This window comes from Streptomyces sp. NPDC003011, from assembly GCF_053591515.1.
Map to the genome: position 1 here is coordinate 72,313 of NZ_JBSFTY010000034.1, position 19,183 is coordinate 91,495.

A 19,183-nucleotide genomic window follows, 5' to 3' on the forward strand; every position below is an offset into this window, starting at 1 on the left:
CACCGCATCGGGGCCCTCACCGTTACAGAACAAACGCGTTTCGGGACTGCCCCGTGACACCCCTAAACTGAGCTTGTGACCGAGAACGCTCAGCAGCAGCCACCAGCGCCCGACACCGAACTGCCGACCCAGTACGCGCCGGCCGACGTAGAGGGGCCGCTGTACGAGCGCTGGGTGGAGCGGGGCTACTTCGAGGCCGACGCGAAGAGCGACAAGCCTCCGTACACGGTCGTCATCCCGCCGCCGAACGTCACGGGCTCGCTGCACCTCGGGCACGCCTTCGAGCACACCCTCATCGACGCCCTGACCCGCCGCAAGCGGATGCAGGGCCACGAGACGCTGTGGCAGCCCGGCATGGACCACGCCGGCATCGCCACGCAGAACGTCGTCGAGCGCGAGCTCGGCAAGGAGGGCAAGTCCCGGCACGACCTGGGCCGGGAAGCCTTCGTCGAGCGCGTCTGGCAGTGGAAGGCCGAGTCCGGCGGGCAGATCAGCGGGCAGATGCGCCGCCTCGGGGACGGTGTCGCGTGGTCGCGTGAGCGCTTCACCATGGACGAGGGGCTCTCGCAGGCCGTCCAGACCATCTTCAAGCGGCTCTACGACGACGAGCTGATCTACCGCGCCGAACGCATCATCAACTGGTGCCCGCGCTGTCTGACCGCCATCTCGGACATCGAGGTCGAGTACCAGGACGACGACGGCGAACTCGTCTCCATGAAGTACGGCGAGGGCGACGAGACGATCGTCGTCGCCACCACCCGCGCCGAGACCATGCTCGGTGACACGGCGGTCGCCGTCCACCCCGACGACGAGCGGTACAAGCACCTGGTCGGCAAGCTCATCAAGCTGCCGCTGACCGAGCGTTCCATCCCGGTCGTCGCCGACGCGCACGTCGACCCCGAGTTCGGCACGGGTGCCGTCAAGGTCACCCCGGCGCACGACCCGAACGACTTCGAGATCGGCCAGCGGCACGACCTGCCCGCCATCACGATCATGGACGAGCACGCCGTCATCACGGCCCACGGCCCCTTCCAGGGCCAGGACCGCCTTGAGGCCCGTTCCGCCATCGTCGCCGCGCTGCGCGCCGAGGGCCGGATCGTCGCCGAGAAGCGGCCCTACGTCCACTCGGTCGGCCACTGCTCGCGCTGCAAGACCACCATCGAGCCCCGCCTGTCCATGCAGTGGTGGGTCAAGGTCGGCCCGCTCGCCAAGGCCGCCGGTGACGCCGTCCGGGACGGACGCGTCACGATCCATCCGCAGGAGATGGAGAAGCGGTACTTCGACTGGGTCGACAACCTCCACGACTGGTGCATCTCACGGCAGTTGTGGTGGGGGCACCGCATTCCGGTCTGGTACGGGCCGAACGGCGAAGTCGTCTGCGTCGGCCCCGACGACCAGGCCCCGACCGGTGAGGGCTGGCGTCAGGACACCGATGTCCTCGACACCTGGTTCTCCTCCGGCCTGTGGCCGTTCTCCACCCTCGGCTGGCCCGAACAGACCGAGTCGCTCGCGAAGTTCTACCCGAACTCCGTCCTGGTCACCGGCTACGACATCCTCTTCTTCTGGGTCGCCCGGATGATGATGTTCGGCCTCTACGCGATGGACGGCACCCCGCCGTTCCACACCATCGCCCTGCACGGCATGGTCCGCGACCAGTTCGGCAAGAAGATGTCCAAGTCCTTCGGCAACGCGGTCAACCCGCTGGACTGGATGGACAAGTACGGCTCCGACGCGCTCAGGTTCACCCTGGCCCGCGGCGCCAACCCGGGCGTCGACGTCCCGATCGGCGAGGACTGGGTCCAGGGCTCCCGCAACTTCGCCAACAAGATCTGGAACGCCACCCGCTTCGCGCTGATGAACGGCGCGACGGTGGACGGGCCGCTGCCGGAGCCGGCGGCGATGTCGGCGACCGACCGGTGGATCCTGTCCCGGCTCAACTCCGTGGTCGCCGAGGTCGACGCGCTCTACGAGGACTACCAGTTCGCCAAGCTCTCCGACGCGCTGTTCCACTTCGCGTGGGACGAGGTGTTCGACTGGTACGTCGAGCTGTCCAAGACGACGTTCGCCGCCGGCGGTCCGGCCGCGGAGGCCAGCAAGCGGGTCCTGGGCGAGGTCCTGGACGTCACGCTGCGGCTGCTGCACCCGATCGTCCCGTTCGTCACGGAGACGCTGTGGACCACGCTGACCGGGGGCGAGTCGCTCGTCATCGCCGAGTGGCCGGCCGACAGCGGCTTCCGCGACCCGGGCGCCGAGCGGGAGATCGGGACACTCCAGTCGGTGATCACCGAGGTCCGTCGCTTCCGGGCCGACCAGGGGCTGCAGCCGGGGCAGCGGGTCCCGGCGCGCCTGTCGCTGGACGGTACGGCGCTCGCCCCGCACGAGGCGGCCATCCGGCAGCTGCTGCGGCTCCAGCCGGAGGGGGACGCGTTCACGGCGACGGCGACCCTGCCGGTCTCGGGTGCCGAGGTCGCGCTGGACCTCTCCGGGACGATCGATGTGGCGGCGGAGCGGAAGCGGCTCGCGAAGGATCTCGCGGCGGCGGAGAAGGAGAAGGCGCAGGCGAACGCGAAGCTCGGCAACGAGGCGTTCCTGGCGAAGGCTCCGGATCAGGTGGTGGAGAAGATCCGCACGCGGCTGGCGAAGGCGGACGCGGACATCGCGCGGATCGCGACGCAGCTCGACCGGCTGCCGCAGGCGTAGTTCCCGCCCCCGCCGCCCCTATCCGTCCCGTCCTTCTGGGGCTCCGCCCCAGACCCCGCTCCTCAAACGCCGGAGGGGCTGATCTCAGCCCGTCCGGCGCTTGAGGACGAGGCCGTTCAGGCCGAAGCGGGGGTCTGGGGGCGGCAGCCCCCAGGGACGGGTCGGGAAGGGGCGGCGGGGGCGAGGAACGCCCGGTGCCCCGCCGCTACGTAGACTGGCCCCGTGAGTGAGCAGCCCCCGCACGACAGCAGCGAGCAACCCGGTCCGCTCGACGACTTCGAGGAGATCGTCGCGGCCGAGACCGGCCGTGACCCGGATCTGGCGGTGATCGAGGCCGGCAGCCGCACCCTGCGGACACTGGGCGGTCCACCGCAGGCCGACGTGCCCACCCGACCGGCGGATCCCGAGGTCGACAAGGCCCTGCGCGAGGTCGAGGCGGAGCTGGCCACCCGCTGGGGCGAGACCAAACTGGAGCCGTCGGTCCGCCGGATCGCCGCACTGATGGACGTGCTGGGCGAGCCGCAGCGGTCGTACCCCTCGATCCACATCACCGGCACCAACGGCAAGACCTCCACCGCCCGCATGATCGAGGCCCTGCTCGGTGCCTTCGATCTGCGGACGGGGCGCTACACCTCCCCGCACGTCCAGTCGATCACCGAGCGGATCAGCCTCGACGGGGCGCCGGTGACCGCCGAGCGGTTCATCGAGACGTACCAGGACATCAAGCCGTACACCGAGATGGTCGACTCCCAGCAGGAGTACCGGCTCTCCTTCTTCGAGGTGCTGACGGCGATGGCGTACGCCGCCTTCGCCGACGCGCCCGTCGACGTCGCCGTCGTGGAAGTGGGCATGGGCGGCTCCTGGGACGCCACCAACGTCATCGACGGGGACGTCGCCGTCGTCACCCCCATCGACCTCGACCACACCGACCGGCTCGGTGAGACGCACGCGGCGATCGCCACCGAGAAGGCCGGCATCGTCAAGCAGGACGCGACGGTCATCCTGGCGCAGCAGCCGGTCGACGCCGCTCAGGTGCTGCTGAAGAAGGCCGTGGAGGTCGACGCGACCGTGGCCCGCGAAGGGCTGGAGTTCGGGGTCGTCTCGCGGCAGATCGCCGTCGGCGGGCAGTTGCTCACCCTGCGCGGGCTCGGCGGGGAGTACGCCGAGGTGTACCTCCCGCTGCACGGCCCCTACCAGGCCCACAACGCGGCCGTCGCGCTGGCCGCCGTCGAGGCGTTCTTCGGCGTCGGCTCGCAGCGGCCCGAGCCGCTCGACATCGACACCGTCCGCAAGGCCTTCGCCGCCGTGTCCTCCCCGGGGCGGATGGAGGTCGTACGTCGGTCCCCGACCGTCGTCCTGGACGCCGCCCACAACCCGGCGGGCGCCCGCGCCACCGCCGAGGCGATCGGGGAGGCCTTCGACTTCAGCCGGCTGATCGGGGTGGTCGGGGCCAGCGGGGACAAGAACGTACGGGGGCTGCTGGAGGCGTTCGAGCCGATCTTCGCGGAGATCGTCGTCACCCAGAACTCCAGCGACCGGGCGATGGACGCCGACGAGCTCGCCGCGATCGCGGTCGAGGTGTTCGGCGAGGAGCGTGTGCAGGTCGAGCCGCGGCTGCCGGACGCCCTGGAGGCCGCGATCACGCTGGCCGAGGAGGAGGGCGAGTTCGCGGGCGGCGGTGTGCTCGTCACCGGTTCCGTCATCACCGTCGGCGAGGCCCGGCTGCTGCTGGGGAAGGGCTGAGACTCCACCATGCGTACGCTCTGTGCTTCGACCCTGATCGGCGAGGTCTTCATCATCGGCTTCGCCGCACTGGTCGCCATGAAGGACCCCGGTCTGTCCACGAGCACCGTGTGGACGGTCAGCGGGATCGCCATGGTGCTGTGCCTGCTGCTGTGCGGCATGGTGACCCGCCCGGGCGGGGTCGCCCTCGGCTGGGCCCTGCAGATCGCCCTGATCGCGTCCGGCCTGATCGTCTCGACGATGTTCTTCCTGGGCGCGGTCTTCGCGGCTCTGTGGTGGGCGTCCGTGCACTACGGCAGGAAGATCGACGAGGCGAAGGCCCGCTTCGCGGCGCAGGCCGACGCCTCGACCCCGGGCCCCGCCTGACCGCCCCCTCGCCCGATCTGACGCTGCGTGACACCCGGCCGGACACGCCCTGTAATCTCAGCATCCCGCACGTCCGTGATCCGAAGGAGCCCCGCAGTGAGCCAGCGCACCCTCGTCCTGCTCAAGCCCGACGCCGTTCGTCGTGGCCTGACCGGCGAGATCATCAGCCGTATCGAGCGCAAGGCCGGCTGGCAGATCACCGCGCTGGAGCTGCGCACCCTGGACCAAAAGACCCTGGAGCAGCACTACGGCGAGCACAAGGGCAAGCCCTTCTACGAGCCGCTGGTCGAGTTCATGGCGTCCGGTCCGGTCGTGGCGCTGATCGTCGAGGGCGACCGGGTCATCGAGGGCGTGCGGGCGCTGGCCGGTCCCACCGACCCGATCGCCGCCGCGCCCGGCTCGATCCGCGGGGACTTCGGCGTGATCGTCCGCGAGAACCTGATCCACGCCTCCGACTCCGAGGAGTCCGCCGACCGCGAGGTGAAGATCTTCTTCCCCGGCCGCGCATAGCGTCCACGGCGGAGAAAACGGGAGTCTGGGGGCATAGCCCCCGGACTCCCTGGCATCTGCGTGCCGATCGGGGGAACGGGCGTCCCCGAACGCACGTCTCCAGAAGCGGACCCGCACATCATCTGCTGACAATGGCGGAGACCCTCACGCAGTGTTCGCGAAGGCGCGTCTACGATGGAAGCCTTCACGTCACAGCACCCGCCGCGCCGACCTGAACAGCCCTCAAAAGCTCGTGGGAAGGCCAGAAGAATCCTGATGGGGAACTCAATGTCGTTCATCGGCCGTGACATGGCTGTCGACCTCGGGACCGCCAACACGCTGGTGTACGTCAGGGGTCGCGGGATCGTACTCAACGAGCCGTCCGTCGTCGCGATCAACACGAACACCGGTGGCATCCTCGCGGTCGGGGCCGAAGCGAAGAAGATGATCGGGCGCACACCCGGCAACATCGTCGCCGTGCGTCCGCTGAAGGACGGCGTGATCGCCGACTTCGAGATCACCGAGCGGATGCTCCGCTACTTCATCCTGAAGATCCACAAGCGGCGGTATCTGGCTCGTCCGCGGGTCGTCGTCTGTGTGCCCTCCGGCATCACCGGCGTCGAGCGCCGCGCCGTCATCGAGGCGTCGTCCCAGGCCGGTGCCCGCCAGGTGCACATCATCGAGGAGCCCATGGCCGCGGCCATCGGCTCCGGCCTGCCGGTCCACGAGGCCACGGGCAACATGGTGGTGGACATCGGCGGCGGCACCACGGAGGTCGCGGTCATCTCCCTCGGCGGCATCGTCACCGCCCAGTCCATCCGCGTCGCCGGCGACGAACTGGACAACGCGATCATCCAGCACATCAAGAAGGAGTACTCCCTCCTGCTGGGCGAGCGCACAGCCGAACAGATCAAGATCACGATCGGTTCGGCGTACGACCTCGACGCCGACGAGCACACCGAGATCCGCGGCCGGGACCTCGTCTCCGGGCTGCCCAAGACCGTCGTCATCTCGGCCGCCGAAGTGCGCAAGGCGATCGAGGAGCCCGTCAACGCCATCGTCGACGCGGTGAAGACGACCCTCGACAAGTGCCCGCCGGAGCTGTCCGGCGACATCATGGACCGGGGCATCGTGCTGACCGGCGGCGGAGCGCTGCTGCGCGGCCTCGACGAGCGGCTGCGGCGCGAGACCGGCATGCCGATCCACATCGCCGAGGACCCGCTGGACAGCGTGGCGCTCGGAGCCGGCAAGTGTGTCGAGGAGTTCGAGGCACTGCAGCAGGTGCTGGACGCCCAGCCGCGCAGATGACGTGCCGCGTCGATTCCGCCGTACGAGATGATCTCCTCTCGTACGGCGGATCGTTGATATAGAGACATATGCTCGCCCCCATACATCTGAACACCGCACACGAATTCCTATGAGGAAGGGCACGGCCGCCGCACGTGAGGGACACACGAGAGAGCCGGCTGCTCCTGGTGCTGCTGGTCGCCGTCGCGTTCGCGCTGATCACGGTGGACATCCGCGGCGGGGAGGACTCGCCGGTCGACGGTGCCCGCCAGGCCGCGGCCACCGTCTTCGGCCCGATCGAGAACGGCGTGTCGGCCGCGGTCGATCCGGTCGGCAACGCGGTCTCCGCCATCCGTGACTCCGGCGAACGCCACGACCGGCTCGCCGAGCTGGAGAAGGAGAACGCGGCCCTTGAGGCGAAGCTCGGCAGCGACGACCGCAACCGCTCCCGCCTGGCCCAGCTGGACAAGATGCTGAAGATCGCCGGCGCGGGACAGTACGGCATCAAGGGCGCCGAGGTCATCGCGATAGGAGCGGCCCAGGGCTTCTCCTGGACCATCACCATCGACGTCGGCGCGCAGGACGGCATCAAGCGCGACATGACCGTCCTCAACGGGGACGGCCTGGTCGGACGGGTCACCACCGTCGGCCCGAACACCGCCACCGTCCTGCTCGCCAACGACCCCGACTTCACCGTCGGCACCCGCATGGAGGCCAGCGACGAACTGGGCTTCGCCTCCGGGCAGGGCGACCGCGCGCTGCGCGTCGAACTGCTCAACGGCAAGGCCGAGATCAAGAAGGGCGACCGCCTGGTCACGTTCGGCTCGCAGGCCGACAAGCCCTTCGTGCCCGGCGTGCCGGTCGGCGTGGTCTCCCGCGTCGACCCCTCCGGCGGCGACCTCACCCGCACCCTCTACGTCACGCCGTACGTCAGCTTCAGCAAGCTCGACATCGTCGGCGTGGTCGTCGAGGCCCCCGCGAAGGACCCACGCGACACGGTGCTGCCCGCCAAGCCCAAGCCGACCCCCAGGCCGACCGTGACGGTCACCGTCACCCCGTCGGCGAACGCGCCGGTCGACGGCCAGATCCAGCCAGAGCAGTAGGAGCTGTAGCCCATGCGTGTCAACCGGATCCTGCTCTCCTCCACCCTGGTCGTCGTCGCCCTGGTGCTCCAGGTGAGCGTCCTCGCCCGCCTCCACCTCCCCGGCGCCGTCCCCGACCTGCTGCTGCTCACCGTCCTCGGCCTCGCCCTGGTGTACGGCCATGTCGGCGGCGCCCTCGTCGGCTTCGGCGCGGGCCTGCTCGCCGACCTCGCCCCGCCCGCCGACCACGCGGCCGGCCGCTACGCCCTCGTCCTGTGCGTCATCGGCTACCTCGCCGGGCTCGCCAAGCCGGAGAACGGCCGCCTGAAGTCCGCCACCGGCCCCATGGTCGTGGTGCTGGCCGCCGCGATCGTCTCCACCCTGCTGTACGCCGGTGTCGGCGCCCTCGTCGGGGACACCGCGGCCCGCCATGTCGGCCTCGGCAGCCTGCTGTTCACGGCCGCGCTGTACGACCTGCTGCTCGCCCCGTTCGTCGTCCCCGGCATCATGGCCCTGGCCCGGCGCGCCGACAACGACCCGCTCGCCGAGACCAGCTCCGCCGCCCAGTCCACCGACATCTCCTCCGGCTGGCTCTCCTCGGGAACCGGCCTCAGGATCGGCGGCCAGCGCGGCGGCCTCGGCACCCTGAAGACGAAGGCCCGCACCCGCACCGCGCGCGTGGGCCGCATCAAGGGGGTCAAGCGGCTGTGAGGGCACGCGAGTTCACCCGTACGGGGACGCCGGGGCGGAACGTGGCCTCACAGCTCCGTCGTTCATCATTCGTACGCGCACACACGTCCGCATCCTGAGAGGGGGAGGCAGCAGCAGTGACCGCCCACCCGTCGCCCGCCACCGCCCTTCCGACGAATGGGCCGCGCCCATGACCAACATCCCCGAGACCGGCCGGACCCCACGCGTCCAGATCCGGCTCGTCGTCATCCAGATCCTCGTCCTCTCCCTGCTCGGCACACTCGGCGGGCGCCTGTGGTACCTCCAGATCCGCGAGGGCGACGCGTACGCCAAGGAAGCCTCCGGCAACCACGTCCAGCAGGTCGTCGACCCCGCCGTGCGCGGCTCGATCCTGGACGCGCGCGGAGTGGCGCTCGCCGACAACGAGACCCGCCTCGTCGTCTCCGCCTCCCGCACCGACCTGCTGAAGATGAAGGACGACGGCAAGGCCGTGCTGGCCAAACTGGCCGGTGTGCTGGGCATGACGTCCCAGGAGGTCATGGAGAAGGTCCGGCTGTGCGACGCGAAGACGCCGCAGCCCTGCTGGAACGGCTCGCCGTACCAGCCGATCCCCATCACCGACGAGGCCACCCCCAAGCAGGCCCTGCAGATCCGCGAGCGCGCCGAGGACTTCCCCGGCATCACCGCCGAGCCGCAGGCCGTCCGCCGCTACGCCGCCCCCGGCAAGGCCAACACCGCCCAGGTCCTCGGCTACCTCTCGCCCGTCACCGACGAGGAGATCACCAAGGCGCAGGACACCGACTCGCCCTACCTGCGCTCCGACCAGGTCGGCCGCAGCGGTCTGGAGCGCCAGTACGACAAGGAGCTGCGCGGCAAGGCGGGCGTCACCCGCTACGAGGTCGACAACCTCGGCCGGGTCATCGGCGAGGCCGAGGCCGACCCCGCCCAGCCCGGCTCCTCCCTCGTCACCAGCATCGACGCCCGCGTACAGCGCGTCGCGGAGTACGAGCTGAACGACGCCATGAAAGAGGCCCGCAAGACGTTCGACAAGAACACCGGCGAGAACTACAAGGCGGATTCCGGCGCCGTCGTGGTGATGGAGTCAAAGACCGGCCGCGTGGTCGCCATGGCGTCCAACCCGACGTACGACCCGAACGCCTGGGTCGGCGGCATCTCCGCCAAGGACTACGCCCAGCTCACCGGCAAGAAGTCCAACTACCCGCTGCTGAACCGCGCGATCCAGGGGCAGTCCGCTCCCGGCTCCGTCTTCAAGGTCATCCCGACGGCCGCCGCGGTCAACGCCGGCTACTCCTTCAACGGCCCCTACCAGTGCTCCAGCTCGTACTCGATCGGCGGCCAGGTCTTCAAGAACTTCGAGTCCAAGGGGTACGGCCCGATCAGCCTCGGCCGCGCCCTGGAGGTCTCCTGCGACACCGTCTTCTACCGCCTCTCGCACCAGGAGTGGCAGAAGGACGGCGGCAACAAGCCCAAGAAGAACCCCGGCGACTGGTTCTACAAGACCGCCCACCAGTTCGGCCTCGGCCAGGAGACCGGCATCGACCTCCCCAACGAGGTCACCGGCCGCGTCCCCGACCGCCAGTGGAAGCAGAGCTACTGGAAGGCCAACAAGGACGCCTGGTGCAAGTACGGCAAGAAGGGCGGCTCGTACGCCGAGCAGATCGCGTACGAGAACTGCCTCGAAGGCAACAAGATGCGCGCCGGTGACTCCGTCAACTACTCCATCGGCCAGGGCGACACCCTCGTCACGCCGATCCAGATGGCGACGATCTACGCGGCCATCGCCAACGGCGGCACCCTCTACGACCCGACCGTCGGCAAGGCGATCATCAGCGCCGACGGCAAGAGCGTCCAGGAGATCGAGCCGAAGGCGCACGGCAAGCTGCCGATGTCGGAGAAGACCCGCGCCGAGATAGACGATGCCCTCGAGGGTGTCGCGACCCGCGGTACGGCCGCCTGGCGGTTCGAGGGCTGGCCGCAGGACGAGATCCCGATGCACGCCAAGACGGGTACGGCCGAGGTCTACGGCAAGCAGACCACGTCGTGGTTCACCACGTACACCGAGGACTACACGGTCGTCATGACCATCTCCCAGGGCGGTACGGGCTCCGGCGCCTCGGGCCCCGCCGTACGCAAGATCTACAACGCGCTGTACGGCGTCTCCGACGACGGCACGATCGACAAGAAGAACGCGCTGCTGCCGACCCCGCAGAAGAGCCTGCCGAAGGTCCAGACCGACGGGACGATCAAGTCCCCGAAGGTCGGCAAGGACCCGGCGAAGGAGCAGCGGGTCAGCCAGGAGGGCGCGACCGAGCCGGACGGGACGCAGCTGGCGGCCCTCGTGAACACGCCGACGACCGGCAACCGGAACGCCCGGCGCCGGCCACGCGGAAGGGGAAGCCGGAGGATGCTCGCATGACCGGCGCAGGCGCCTTCCACGTCTCCGGCTACGGGCCCGAACGCGCGGGCTGGACCCGCGTGTTCGCCCGTGACTCGCTCACCCGCCGGCTCGACTGGCCGATACTGCTGGCGGCCCTGGCGCTCTCGGGCATCGGCTCGCTGCTCGTCTTCTCGGCGACCCGCAACCGCACCGACATCAACCAGGGCGACCCGTACTACTTCCTGGTCCGGCACCTCATGAACACCGGCATCGGGTTCGCCCTGATGCTCGGCACGGTGTGGCTCGGCCACCGCACCCTGCGCACGGCCGTGCCGCTCCTGTACGGCCTCTCGGTGTTCCTGATCCTCATGGTGCTCACGCCGCTCGGCACGACGGTCAACGGCGCTCACTCCTGGATCGTGCTGGGCGGCGGTTTCTCCCTCCAGCCCTCCGAGTTCGTGAAAATCACGATCATCCTGGGCATGGCGATGCTGCTGGCGGCCCGGGTGGACGCGGGCGACAAGCCCTACCCCGACCACCGGACCGTGCTCCAGGCGCTCGGCCTGGCCGTCATCCCCATGCTCATCGTGATGCTGATGCCCGACCTCGGGTCGGTGATGGTCATGGTGATCATCGTGCTGGGCGTGCTGCTCGCCTCCGGGGCGTCGAACCGGTGGGTGTTCGGGCTGCTGGGCGCCGGCGCGGCCGGCGCGATCACCGTATGGCAGCTGCACATCCTGGACGAGTACCAGATCGCCCGGTTCGCGGCCTTCGCCAACCCCAGCCTCGATCCCGCGGGCGTCGGCTACAACACCAACCAGGCCCGCATCGCGATCGGATCCGGCGGCCTGACCGGCTCGGGCCTGTTCCACGGCTCGCAGACGACGGGTCAGTTCGTGCCCGAGCAGCAGACGGACTTCGTGTTCACGGTCGCGGGCGAGGAGCTGGGTTTCGTCGGCGCGGGCCTGATCATCGTGCTGCTGGGCGTCGTGCTGTGGCGCGCCTGCCGCATCGCCCGCGAGACGACCGAGCTGTACGGCACGATCGTCGCCGCCGGCATCGTGGCGTGGTTCGCCTTCCAGTCCTTCGAGAACATCGGCATGACCCTCGGCATCATGCCGGTCACCGGTCTGCCGCTGCCGTTCGTGTCGTACGGAGGTTCGTCGATGTTCGCGGTGTGGCTGGCGGTCGGGCTGCTCCAGTCGATCCGGGTGCAGCGGCCGATGTCGGCGTAGCGGTGGCGGCCGCTGTCCGGTGCGGCCTCCGTCCCGGCTGCGGCTGGCTGCTGTCCGGCGCGGTCTCCGCCGCGACCGGTTGCTGCCCTGCGCCGTCTCTGCCTCGCGCGGCCTCTGCTCCGGTCGCCGGCCGGGCTCCGGTTGCGGTACGGCCGGGAGAGCGCCGCGCGGCGGCCGTGAAGGCCGAGCTGCCCGGGTTCCGGGCGGGGTCGGGGGGCGGGGCGGCGGTCCTGTGAGCCTGTGCGCGTGCCAGGGGTGCCCACGGCCGCGTTAGCCTAGATGGTCACCCCTGTCCGTCCCTGTCCCGCTCACGAAGGTTCGCGAGATGCCTGCCGAAGTCGCTGCGTCAGTGTTCCCGCAGCTCGAAGCTCTGCTCCCGCATGTGCAGAAGCCGATCCAGTACGTCGGCGGAGAGCTCAACTCCACCGTCAAGCCGTGGGAGTCGTGTGACGTCCGCTGGGCGCTGATGTACCCGGACGCGTACGAGGTCGGGCTGCCCAACCAGGGCGTCATGATCCTCTACGAGGTCCTGAACGAACAGCGGGGCGTCCTCGCCGAGCGCACCTACAGCGTCTGGCCGGATCTGGAGGCGCTGATGCGGGAGCACGGCGTCCCGCAGTTCACGGTGGACAGCCACCGGCCGGTGCGCGCCTTCGACGTGTTCGGACTGAGCTTCTCGACGGAGCTGGGCTACACGAACATGCTGACGGCGCTGGACCTGGCCGGGATCCCGCTGGAGTCGAAGGACCGCACGATCGACGACCCGATCGTGCTGGCCGGCGGCCACGCCGCCTTCAACCCCGAGCCGATCGCCGACTTCATCGACGCGGCGATCATCGGCGACGGCGAGCAGGCCGTGCTCGACATGACGCGGATCATCCGCGCGTGGAAGGCGGAGGGACAGCCGGGCGGCCGCGAGGAGGTCCTGTTCCGCCTCGCGAGGACGGGGTCGGTGTACATCCCGGCGTTCTACGACGTCGAGTACCTTCCCGACGGCCGTATCGCCCGTGTCGTACCGAACAAGTCGGGTGTCCCGTGGCGCGTGTCCAAGCACACCGTCATGGACCTGGACGAGTGGCCGTACCCCAAGCAGCCGCTGGTCCCGCTGGCCGAGACGGTCCACGAGCGGATGTCCGTCGAGATCTTCCGCGGCTGCACCCGCGGCTGCCGCTTCTGCCAGGCCGGCATGATCACGCGCCCGGTGCGCGAGCGGTCGATCACCGGCATCGGCGAGATGGTGGAGAAGGGCCTGAAGGCGACCGGTTTCGAGGAGGTCGGCCTGCTGTCGCTGTCGTCGGCGGACCACTCGGAGATCGGCGACATCGCCAAGGGCCTCGCCGACCGGTACGAGCAGGACAAGATCGGCCTGTCGCTCCCGTCGACCCGGGTGGACGCCTTCAACGTCGACCTGGCCAACGAGCTGACGCGCAACGGCCGCCGGTCCGGTCTGACCTTCGCCCCCGAGGGCGGCTCGGAGCGGATGCGCAAGGTCATCAACAAGATGGTCTCGGAAGAGGACCTGATCCGCACGGTCGCGACGGCGTACGGCAACGGCTGGCGCCAGGTGAAGCTGTACTTCATGTGCGGTCTGCCGACGGAGACCGACGAGGACGTCCTGCAGATCGCCGACATGGCGATGAGCGTCATCCAGAAGGGCCGTGAGGTCTCCGGCCAGAACGACATCCGCTGCACGGTGTCGATCGGCGGCTTCGTGCCCAAGCCGCACACCCCGTTCCAGTGGGCGCCCCAGCTCTCGGCGGAGGAGACGGACGCCCGCCTGGGGAAGCTCCGCGACAAGATCCGCGGCGACAAGAAGTACGGCCGCTCGATCGGCTTCCGCTACCACGACGGCAAGCCCGGCATCGTCGAGGGCCTGCTGTCCCGCGGCGACCGCCGTACCGGCGCGGTCATCCGGGCCGTCTACGAGGACGGCGGCCGCTTCGACGGCTGGCGCGAGCACTTCTCGTACGACCGCTGGATGAGGTGCGCGGACAAGGCGCTGGCGCCCTTCGGCGTGGACGTCGACTGGTACACGACGCGTGAGCGCACGTACGAGGAGGTCCTGCCCTGGGACCACCTCGACTCCGGCCTGGACAAGGACTGGCTCTGGGAGGACTGGCAGGACGCCCTCGACGAGACAGAGGTCGAGGACTGCCGGTGGACGCCGTGCTTCGACTGCGGAGTGTGCCCGCAGATGGACACGGCCATCCAGATCGGACCGACGGGCAAGAAGCTGCTGCCGCTGACGGTCAAGAAGGACGCCGCGACCAGCGGACATACCCACTGACGTGAGTGAGGCGCTGCGGCGGATCGCTGAGGCTGTGGCGGATGCCACGGAGCATGAGGCGGCCGTAGCGCTCGGTTCTCTTGGGTTGTGAAGGCGTGGCGGGTTGCTCGGGACGCCCCGAGAGCGCCACTGCCGGGGCCTGGGAGCCGTGCGGGCGTCCACCCCGAGGTGGAGGGGTCTGGCGGGCCGGGCGGCTCCTCGTGGGAACCTGGGCGGCATGGGGGAAGTGCCGATCGACCAGGCCGTCGCGAGGTTCCTGGCAGGGATCCAGGTCGGTGATCTCTGTTCGGGGACGGTCGCGGCGGTCAGCAGATCTGAGATATCGGTGGCACTGGACGGGTTCGACGCCTACCCGCTCGGAACAGTGGGGGCGTTGGATGCTTCCTGGCGCCGGCGCTTCGCTGATGTCGCGACGGTCGGCCAGCGGGTCACCGCCGAGGTGATCTCCGTAGACCTGGTCGGGGCTCGGGTTCGGCTGTCGATGGCGGCCACCGAGCATCCGGAACTCTGGCTGTTCCTCAAGCGGCTCCGGCGTGGTGAGATCCTGGCCGGCACAGTGGCGGCGATCGAGCGATTCGGTGTGTTCGTGGCGCTGGACGAGGGCCCTGACCATCCGGTGTATTCCGGCGTCGGCTTCATCACCTGTCCGGAGCTGTCCTGGCGGCGTTTCGAGGCGGCGTCCGAGGTCGTCAGGGTGGGACAGCGCGTGTCGTGCGAGTTCTTGCAGTTCGACACAGCGAACGGAGAAGCCCGGCTGTCCTTGCGGGCGACGCAACCGGATCCCTTCCCGGTGTTCGCCGACGGGCTTGCGGTGGGCCGGCCACTGCGCGGGAAGGTGACCAAGCTGGTCCCGTTCGGCGTCTTCGTCGAGGTCGCGGAGGGGATTGAGGGCCTGGTCCAGCTGTCCGAGCTGAGCGCGGATCCCGTGAGGTCCCCGGAGGACATCGTGCAAATCGGCGACGAGGTCTCGGTCATCGCCACGGACATAGACCGTGAGCGGCGCAGGCTGACCCTGTCTCGGCGGCACGCCTGAGGGCTTCTGGTACGGGGTGTATCAGCACGGTCGGCCGGTGGTGCCCGCGCGCCGGCCGGCTCCGGCCGCCGGGGGTCTGTGGGGGCGGCGGCCGGGGGCCGGGTGATCACTGGGCGGCGGCGAAGCGCATCAGGGACAGCTGGTCGCCCTGCTTGATCTTTCCCGTCACGTTGATCACTTCGAGCTTCCAGGTGCTGCCGGAGCGCACCGCCTTGGCGACGGCGCAGCTGTTGTCCTGCGTGAGCATGCTCGGCCAGATGTCGGCGACCTGCTGCGTGCTGCCGCCGGTCGCGTCGTACACCTTGAAGCTGATGTTGCGCGCCTTCTGGAAGGAGCTGCCCTTCTTGTAGGCGGCGGCGACGAACACGATCGAGGTGATGTGGGGCGGGATCTTCGAGAACTCGACCATGACCGTCTCGTCGTCGCCGTCCCCGTGCCCGGTCTGGTTGTCGCCGCTGTGCAGCAGGGACCCGTTGCCGATGGGGTCGAGCGAGTCGAGGCCCGCCAGGCGGACCGGGTCCCCGGCGTGCATGGCGATGGCGATCAGGTCGAGGTCGGTGCCGGTCTTCCGGCGGAGCTTGCCCATGACCCCGCCGCTGCTGCCCGAGGTGGGGTCCCAGGACACCCCGATGGACAGATGGGTCACCCCGTCCAGATCCGCGGGACCGTCTTCCTTCGTGAGCGTAATCATGTGTGGATCATCCTCTGCGTGGGCGGGGCTGCGACAGGCCCATACTGCCCGGGCTTTCGCCGAGATCCCGTAACAGGTCCGCCACGGAGGCCCGGAACAGCCGCGGTACCGCATCCGGACGGGGCGCTGAGGCGTCTATGCCGGTATGGATCTGGAGAAGCCGCCGGCGCCGCGGCCACAGGAGCCCGAAGGGTGCCTGGTCGTCGCCGTGCGCCTGCCCGTACGGATCGTCGTGCTCGTGCTGGTCGTGCCCGTGCGGGTGGTGTGGGACGCGCTCGTCGTGGCGGGGCGGCTGGTGACGGACACGGTGCTGCGGCCCGTGGGGCGGGCGCTGCGGTGGGTGGGACGGGCGCTGTTCGTCTGGCCGTTCGTCGGGCTGTGGCGGTATGGCGTCGTGCCGCTCGCGCGGGCGTTCGGCTGGCTCGGGAAGGTGCTCGTCGTGGTGCCCGCGGGGTGGCTCCACCGCTACCTGGTGCTCCCGCTCGGGCAGGCCCTCGTCGCGCTCGCGCGGGGGACCGGGGCGGGGCTGGCGTGGCTGTACGCGCGCGTGCTCACGCCGGTCGGCCATGCCGTCACGTGGGTGCTCAGAGGGCTCGGGACCGTACTCGCCGCCCTGGGACTCGGTGTCCACGCCGCCACGGCCTGGCTGGTGCGGTACCTCGTCGTCGTGCCCTCCGTATGGGTGTACGCCTGGGTCCTCACGCCGGTCGGGCGGGCGATCGCCTGGTGTGCGCGGGGGCTGGTGTGGGTCGTGGCCGTGACCGCCACCGGTGTCGGGACGGCCCTGTACTGGATCGCCCGGATTCTCGTGGTGCTGCCCGCGCTCGCCCTGTGGCGCTGGGTCCTCACGCCGGTCGGGCGGGCGATCGCCTGGTGTGCGCGGGGGCTGGTGTGGATCGTGACCGTGACCGCCACCGGTGTCGGGACGGCCCTGTACTGGATCGCCCGGATTCTCGTGGTGCTGCCCGCGCTCGCTCTCTGGCGTCGGGTTCTCGTGCCGGCCGGGCACGTCCTCGCCGTCCTCGGACGGGAGGCGGCGGAGGCCCTCGGGCACGCCTGGCGCATCGCGGGGCACCTCTCGCTCGCCGTCGGACGGTTCCTCGGGGCCCTGTTCCGGTGGATCTTCGTCGAGCCGGTGCGCTGGGCGTACCGGACCGTCCTCACCCCCGTCGGACACGTCGTCCGGGACACCGTCCTGCGGCCCGCCGCCGAGGCCGCGCGCGGCGTCGCGCGGGTCACCCGGCAGGCTCTCGCCGCGGCCCGCGAGTCCGCGCGGCAGGCCCGCGCCGACGTCCGGCGCATGCTTTTCGGGAAGCCGGGGCAACCGCAGGTGGTGGACCGGCGGGAACCGACGAGCGCCGAGACACGTACTCTTGGTAGAAGTACGACCGCTCTCACGAAGGACTGAACGACACTGGGCAAGCGACAGCCCGAAGGCCCGCCGCCCGCACTGGCGGTGCAGCGCATCCGACTGCGCTACACCAAGCGCGGCCGCCTCCGGTTCACCAGCCACCGTGACTTCCAGCGCGCCTTCGAGCGTGCGCTGCGCCGTTCCGAGGTGCCGATGGCGTACTCGGCGGGGTTCACGCCGCATCCGAAGGTGTCGTACGCCAATGCCGCACCCACCGGCACGGGCAGTGAGGCGGAGTATCTGGAGATCGCGCTCACCGAGGCGCGTGACCCGGAGCAGCTCAGAGCCCTTCTCGACGCGTCGCTGCCCGCAGGGCTCGACGTCATCGAGGCGGTCGAGGCCCGCACGTCCGGCCTCGCCGACCGGCTCACGGCTTCCGTCTGGGAGCTGCGGCTGGACGGCGTGGACCCGGCCGAGGCCGAACGCGCGGTGGGGCTGTTCAACGCCGCCGGGGCCGTCGAGGTCCAGCGCATGACCAAGAACGGCGTGCGGACCTTCGACGCCCGCCCCGCGGTCGTCCAGCTCGAAACGCACCGTTCGCAGGCCGATAGGCCGGGCGACCAGCCCTGTGCGATACTGCGGCTGGTTGTTCGGCACGTGACGCCTGCCGTACGACCCGACGACGTCCTGTCCGGTCTCCGCGCCGTGGCCGACCTGGCGCCGCCGGTCGCCGCAGCGGTGACCAGGCTGGCGCAGGGGCTGTTCGATGAAGAGACCGGCACGGTGACCGACCCGCTCGCGCCCGACCGCGAGGCAGCGGAGGCCTTCTCAACGGCCGATCCCACTGCCGCCGCGAAGGCGTCGGCGTAAGGAAGGTCCCGCGAAGGGACGGATGTCGTAAGCGCCGCCCTCGTACTCGGGAGCCACCTGGGTCGGGCAGCGCACCGACCACAAGACTTTCGCCAGGCCGTACGCAATCGGCGTACGGAACCGGTGAGACAGGACACAGAGAGCTCCCGTGCGGCGCCCGCGCCCCGGACGGCGGCACCGCGCATCGCGCGAGCCGCGGACGTCAACGGCGGTCGACATGTCGACGCCGGACCAGGTGCGGCGCCCGGGAGCCTGACGGGAGACAAGCCCGCATGCTCGAACCGACCGAACCCATTGAGGGTTCCGAACTGAACACCCCCAGCGACACCCTGCCGCCGCGTCGCCGGCGCAGGGCCGCTTCCCGGCCGGCGGGTCCGCCGGCCGCCGCCACCGGGACGCCGGCGGAGACGGTCGCGCCGGCCATGGCGGCCGCGCAGGCCGAGGACCTCGTGACCGACGAGGACGAGACGAGCGCCGAGGCGGTCGAGGCCGTGGAGACGGCGGCCGCCTCAGGGGCCGCCGAGGCAGGTGACACCGGTGAGACCTCCGGGACGTCCGCTGCCGCCGAGGCCGCGCCCGCCGGCCGTACGCGTCGGCGTGCCACGCGCCGCGCCTCCGCTCCCGCCGGGGCGCCCGCGCCCGCCGAGGTGGCCGAGACCGTCGTACCCGTGACCGCCGCCGCGGAGGCCGCCGCCGAGGAGAGCCCGGCCGCCGCCGGGACGGCGAGCGAGACGCCGGAGGCCGAGGAGGCCGCGCCGCGTCGCCGTCGCCGTGCCACACGCCGGGTGTCCGCGCCCGCGTCCCCCGAGGTCGCCGAGGTCGTGGTGCCCGCATCCGCCGAGGCCGATGCCGAGGCGCCCGCCGTGCGGGCGGACGACGCCCCGGCACGAAGAACGCCAGGCCGACGGGCACCCCGAGCGGCCCCGTCTCGACCGGTGGCAGTTTCACCCGCCGCTGCGGG

The 19,183-nt window shown here is 70.4% G+C and carries 14 protein-coding genes and 1 pseudogene; 14 read left to right on the plus strand and 1 reads right to left on the minus strand.

Annotated elements, in window-relative coordinates:
* Window positions 1-75 precede the first annotated feature (75 nt).
* The 11 genes from ACWD0J_RS19090 (at window position 76) to ACWD0J_RS19140 (ending at window position 15,310) form a co-directional block, all read left to right on the plus strand.
* A complete protein-coding gene (locus ACWD0J_RS19090; RefSeq protein ID WP_451496974.1) occupies window positions 76-2,700 on the plus strand; it encodes a valine--tRNA ligase in 2,625 nt (874 codons plus the stop codon).
* Window positions 2,701-2,922: 222 nt separating this feature from the next.
* Window positions 2,923-4,443 (plus strand): bifunctional tetrahydrofolate synthase/dihydrofolate synthase, encoded by a 1,521-nt coding sequence (folC, locus tag ACWD0J_RS19095; protein ID WP_451496975.1) that lies wholly within the window; start codon window positions 2,923-2,925, stop codon window positions 4,441-4,443.
* Between the two features lie 9 nt (window positions 4,444-4,452).
* Window positions 4,453-4,809 carry a DUF4233 domain-containing protein gene (locus ACWD0J_RS19100; protein ID WP_451496976.1) on the plus strand — a complete coding sequence of 119 codons (357 nt, stop codon included), beginning with the start codon at window positions 4,453-4,455 and terminating at the stop codon, window positions 4,807-4,809.
* A gap of 96 nt (window positions 4,810-4,905) precedes the next feature.
* Window positions 4,906-5,319 (plus strand): nucleoside-diphosphate kinase, encoded by a 414-nt coding sequence (ndk, locus tag ACWD0J_RS19105; RefSeq protein ID WP_451496977.1) that lies wholly within the window; start codon window positions 4,906-4,908, stop codon window positions 5,317-5,319.
* 267 nt (window positions 5,320-5,586) lie between these two features.
* On the plus strand, window positions 5,587-6,606 hold the full coding sequence (locus tag ACWD0J_RS19110) for a rod shape-determining protein (protein ID WP_371584296.1): 1,020 nt from the start codon (window positions 5,587-5,589) through the stop codon (window positions 6,604-6,606).
* A gap of 134 nt (window positions 6,607-6,740) precedes the next feature.
* Entirely contained in the window at window positions 6,741-7,688 is a 948-nt protein-coding gene (gene mreC, locus ACWD0J_RS19115) for a rod shape-determining protein MreC (RefSeq protein ID WP_451496978.1), read from the plus strand.
* Window positions 7,689-7,700: 12 nt separating this feature from the next.
* Window positions 7,701-8,378 carry a rod shape-determining protein MreD gene (mreD, locus tag ACWD0J_RS19120; RefSeq protein WP_451496979.1) on the plus strand — a complete coding sequence of 226 codons (678 nt, stop codon included), beginning with the start codon at window positions 7,701-7,703 and terminating at the stop codon, window positions 8,376-8,378.
* Window positions 8,379-8,547: 169 nt separating this feature from the next.
* Window positions 8,548-10,794, plus strand: a complete 2,247-nt coding sequence (mrdA, locus tag ACWD0J_RS19125) for a penicillin-binding protein 2 (RefSeq protein ID WP_451496980.1) — start codon at window positions 8,548-8,550, stop codon at window positions 10,792-10,794.
* Window positions 10,791-11,990, plus strand: coding sequence for a rod shape-determining protein RodA (gene rodA, locus ACWD0J_RS19130; protein ID WP_451496981.1), 1,200 nt, complete (start codon window positions 10,791-10,793; stop codon window positions 11,988-11,990). The genes mrdA and rodA overlap by 4 nt, the downstream gene beginning before the upstream one ends.
* A 325-nt stretch (window positions 11,991-12,315) precedes the next feature.
* On the plus strand, window positions 12,316-14,277 hold the full coding sequence (locus ACWD0J_RS19135; RefSeq protein WP_451496982.1) for a TIGR03960 family B12-binding radical SAM protein: 1,962 nt from the start codon (window positions 12,316-12,318) through the stop codon (window positions 14,275-14,277).
* 217 nt (window positions 14,278-14,494) lie between these two features.
* Window positions 14,495-15,310 (plus strand): S1 RNA-binding domain-containing protein, encoded by an 816-nt coding sequence (locus tag ACWD0J_RS19140; RefSeq protein ID WP_451496983.1) that lies wholly within the window; start codon window positions 14,495-14,497, stop codon window positions 15,308-15,310.
* Between the two features lie 106 nt (window positions 15,311-15,416).
* Here ACWD0J_RS19140 and ACWD0J_RS19145 read toward each other — a convergent pair whose 3' ends face one another.
* Window positions 15,417-16,001 (minus strand): TerD family protein, encoded by a 585-nt coding sequence (locus tag ACWD0J_RS19145; RefSeq protein WP_451496984.1) that lies wholly within the window; start codon window positions 15,999-16,001, stop codon window positions 15,417-15,419.
* A gap of 145 nt (window positions 16,002-16,146) precedes the next feature.
* Here ACWD0J_RS19145 and ACWD0J_RS19150 point away from each other — a divergent pair, with 145 nt between their 5' ends.
* From ACWD0J_RS19150 to ACWD0J_RS19160, 3 genes and pseudogenes are all read left to right on the plus strand, one after another.
* Complete coding sequence (locus ACWD0J_RS19150; RefSeq protein ID WP_451496985.1) at window positions 16,147-17,409, plus strand: hypothetical protein; 1,263 nt, start codon at window positions 16,147-16,149, stop codon at window positions 17,407-17,409.
* A gap of 48 nt (window positions 17,410-17,457) precedes the next feature.
* A complete protein-coding gene (locus ACWD0J_RS19155) occupies window positions 17,458-18,222 on the plus strand; it encodes a TIGR03936 family radical SAM-associated protein (protein WP_451496986.1) in 765 nt (254 codons plus the stop codon).
* Window positions 18,223-18,494: 272 nt separating this feature from the next.
* Window positions 18,495-19,183: pseudogene (locus tag ACWD0J_RS19160) on the plus strand (Rne/Rng family ribonuclease); the annotation flags it as partial.